This is a genomic window from Escherichia sp. S10b, from assembly GCF_028421345.1.
GTDB lineage: Bacteria > Pseudomonadota > Gammaproteobacteria > Enterobacterales > Enterobacteriaceae > ECMA0423.
Genome location: NZ_JAHZSO010000062.1, coordinates 1 through 3,531, shown reverse-complemented (window position 1 = coordinate 3,531; position 3,531 = coordinate 1). Strand labels below are relative to the sequence as shown.

6 protein-coding genes are annotated in these 3,531 nt (G+C 42.9%); 2 read left to right on the top strand and 4 right to left on the bottom strand.

What is annotated here, in order from left to right:
• The first annotated feature begins 88 nt into the window (after nt 1-88).
• A complete protein-coding gene (gene ddp1 / locus FTE26_RS05970) occupies nt 89-442 on the top strand; it encodes a DNA distortion polypeptide 3 (protein WP_000877224.1) in 354 nt (117 codons plus the stop codon).
• Between the two features lie 20 nt (nt 443-462).
• Here ddp1 and FTE26_RS05965 read toward each other — a convergent pair whose 3' ends face one another.
• The 4 genes from FTE26_RS05965 to FTE26_RS05950 form a co-directional block, all read right to left on the bottom strand.
• A complete protein-coding gene (locus tag FTE26_RS05965) occupies nt 463-747 on the bottom strand; it encodes a hypothetical protein (protein WP_001043731.1) in 285 nt (94 codons plus the stop codon).
• A gap of 35 nt (nt 748-782) precedes the next feature.
• Nucleotides 783-1,094 carry a hypothetical protein gene (locus FTE26_RS05960; protein ID WP_000469598.1) on the bottom strand — a complete coding sequence of 104 codons (312 nt, stop codon included), beginning with the start codon at nt 1,092-1,094 and terminating at the stop codon, nt 783-785.
• 205 nt (nt 1,095-1,299) lie between these two features.
• On the bottom strand, nt 1,300-1,584 hold the full coding sequence (locus FTE26_RS05955; RefSeq protein ID WP_001185481.1) for a hypothetical protein: 285 nt from the start codon (nt 1,582-1,584) through the stop codon (nt 1,300-1,302).
• 99 nt (nt 1,585-1,683) lie between these two features.
• On the bottom strand, nt 1,684-2,346 hold the full coding sequence (locus tag FTE26_RS05950; protein WP_000516402.1) for a nucleotide-binding protein: 663 nt from the start codon (nt 2,344-2,346) through the stop codon (nt 1,684-1,686).
• A 380-nt stretch (nt 2,347-2,726) separates the two neighbouring features.
• Between FTE26_RS05950 and FTE26_RS05945 the strand changes: the two genes are divergently transcribed.
• The gene (locus FTE26_RS05945) at nt 2,727-3,389 is read left to right on the top strand and encodes a recombinase family protein (RefSeq protein WP_001549893.1); all 663 of its coding nucleotides are present in this window, start codon (nt 2,727-2,729) and stop codon (nt 3,387-3,389) included.
• Nucleotides 3,390-3,531: the final 142 nt, after the last annotated feature.

Here is a 3,531-nt window from a genome sequence, read left to right as displayed (position 1 = left end):
ATAGGGCAAACGCCGCAAAATGACGTCTCTGACGCCATTCCGCAACGTTTGCCCGGTGACCTACAGTCGGTTCTTGTTGGAGAGAGTTATGAAATATCAGGTTAAAGAGTTTATTAACGAAAAATATTCTAAGGCTGTTAATATTTTAAAGGATAACCTTAAAGAACACTACCATATTTTTTATGGTTTGAGATTAAGTGAGATTCTTTTTCCTGCCAGCGAATACGGCTCTGAAATGTTTTTTCAGGAGTTTGAAGCGATTAACAGTGTAATATTGCCTTTGGTGATTTTTGATTTGATAGACCGAAAGCCGATTATGGTTATCGGCTTCGGTGAAGTATGTGGAGTTGATTCACTTGTTGATTCTGGTATAGAAGTTGTTTCTTTAGACGGTTTAAGCGATCTGCTACTGGTTGAAAAACTGACGCCATTATTTAACTAAACCTCTGGATAACTATCTTTTCAGTTTTCCAGTAAGATTTTTTCTATATCTGAAAGCACTATTTTTTCAATGCTTTCTATATAGTAATGCTCATTAAAACCTGTCATTTCTGTAAATTTTAGCTCTGCATCATCTTTCGAATAAGCAATAACAACTCTGAAATCATTTTCCCACAAATCCCACCTGTATTTGTCTTTTATACGAACCCTGTACAATCCTTTTTGGATAGTGCCATCTTTTTTCTCTTCCTGTACTTTTTTTAATTTTTCATTTTGCACCTGTTGTTCAAGCCATGATTTATTCATAAATCCCCCACGGTTAACGTCTTTAGGCTCGGTTTTTACTTAACGAAATCTTCCGGTTTTACACCTGTTTTTACCTTCATATACTTGCCCTCCCCCCTTAGCTTCGGCTGAAGTTCGGTAAAGTACCATCCGGCAACGGTAATAATGCCTAAAAATACAAAAATAGCAGGCTTCAGAACATCAATAGCTGATACAGCGCATAACTCAATATTGAGATTAGTACAAGTTCCCTCATCAGGTGCATAGAACCCCCATAAGCCTATACCTATAAGGAACATCCCCAATATCGGTTGGATGTATAACAAGTAGATATTAATAAGAGTTTTAATATATCTGAATATGAACATTTTTCTTTCCTTAGGTTTCTTTCTATTTTGGATTTCCAATTCTTAACCAATGTGATGGTTCGACAATCCATTCTCCGCAGTCATAGGCAACGGCCTTATTATGCCTGTTAGCGAACCATACTAACCAGGCTAATAATCGCTGATTGCCGCTGTATTTGGTTTATCTCTAACCATCACAACATATCTCTTTTTCTTAGCCATAACGCTACCCTAATTTTGCAGATTCAAGCAGCCAGTGGTTTTTCAGGTTCTCGTCCAGGTTATCGAATGCGGCCAGCGCTGCCTTTAGAACGGTTGTCTTGCTCTGGCCTGTTCTCTGCGCCTCCGCTTCCAGGATCTCCTCAAAGTACGCTGGCAGTCTGAAGTTCATCAACTTTGGTTTACCCGCTACAGGCGCTCTGGTAGCGCCGGAGATAAAACGCGCGGTTTCTGCGTTTGTTGCTGGTTGCTGAGATTCATCGATGTTCGGGCGGTTTAGTTTTAAAGCCATGAAAATTTCCCCTTGTACGGTATGCATTAATTGTAAATATCATAGTATCTTTATGGTGTATTTACAATGTAAAGATTTCGATGAATATTGTTGATATTTCTATAAAATGCCAATTTCCTGTGCCACAAGTTCAATCTGTGCTTTCGCTGTTGAAAGGCTCGATGCCCGGCTAACGTCATGTACCCCTGCCCCTTCATTACAGGCGCTTTCATACACATCCAGCTCGGATATCCGGGTTTTCAGAGGTTGAATCCAGATGTTGTCCGAACGCAGTAATTTATCCAGATCAATGGCCGCTTTTCTGTGGCGGGGTTTCGCTGAGTTGATTCTGGTGAACAGCACCCACGGTTCCAGAGCTGCGTTAGCTTTCTGAGCGGTGCGGATTTTCTCTGTAACACTGGTCAGTGTTTCGCTTTCGAAATCAGAGGACGGCTTAACCAGTGTCACCACGATATCTGATACTGTCAGGGCGCTACGGAACTCCTGGCTGTCGTGGCCGGGGCAATCGACAATGAGAACTTCACACAGCTTACTAAGGCGCTTAATTTCGTTGCTGACGTTTCCGTAAGCTGCGTGAACCGGGATAGTGAGTAAGCCGTTATCTGTCCGCTTTTCGTTCCAGCTCAACAGATCGTGGTTTTTATCTGTCTTCAGGATAATTACCGACTTACCTTTGTTGACCAGCATTGAGCCTGTGTTAGCCACGTAGGTGCTTTTGCCTACCCCACCTTTATCTGATACGACAAGCAAGATTTTACCCATTTCAGAATCCCTCTCTTTATGTTGTAAAGCTCATGTAAAGATATGAATGTCTTTACATGGTGTGTTTTTCGTAAAGATACTTTTGTCTTTACAGTGTCTTTATAATGCAATGGCTTTACCATGTAAAGCACAAATAAAGATATATTTATCTTTATGGTGTCTTTACATGGTAAATGTTGCTGTGTCTTTATGTGCGCTTTATGGTGTAAATCTTGGTGTGTCTTTACATCATCTTTATGTTGTAAATTTTTAGTGTGACGTTGTCACTATAGGGCTGGGGTCTGTTTGCTGGTTCTTTTTGAGTGTGCCTTCCCTGAACCAACTGAAATGGGTACTGTATGGGTGTGTCTGGTTAACTCAAAATGAACTGGTTCCCTATAATGACTCAAACAGTACCGAAAGGCTTTGTCAGAGCTTACTTACGCGCATCCACGACTGAACAGGATGCAACACGCGCCCTGGACACGATAAATACCTTCGCCATCGAGCGCGGCCTGAGCATCTGTAACTACTACATTGAAAATGAATCAGGTTCTAAGCTTGAACGCCCTGAGTTGTTCCGGCTCCTGAAAGATTGTCAGCAAAACGATATCTTGCTGGTAGAGGATGTGGACAGGCTTTCACGCCTGGTAGGGGAGGACTGGAACACACTGAAGAAAATGATCCGGCAGAAAGATATCCGGGTTGTGGCCGTCAACGTTCCGACAACCTGGCTCGCATCGGGTCACAATGATTTTGACAGCCGAATGTTTTCGGCCATAAACGATATGTTGCTGGATATGCTGGCCGCCGTCGCCAGGCGAGACTATGAACAGCGCCGGGAACGGCAGCAGCAGGGGATCGCCAGGGCGAAAAGGGAAGGGAAGTATAAAGGCCGCCAGGTTAATCAGTCTCGCTATGACGCCATAAACAGGCTGATTGCGAGCGGCAGCTCCTGGAGCCAGATTCAAAAAGTGCTGGGTTGTAGCCGGGCGACTATCAGCAAAGCTGTGAAGCAACAGACCGTTAACAAAATGAACCATGAACCTGAAGGTAGGGAGTAGTTACAACATAATAAACAGTGTGTTGAAGAATAAAACTGATTCTTTATACTGTATATGCATGGGTCTTCCCCGATCATGGTGGGAAGGCTCAGAACGCCATATTCAGCTTTCCGTAGTGGAACATCACCCCCAGTTTAAAGCG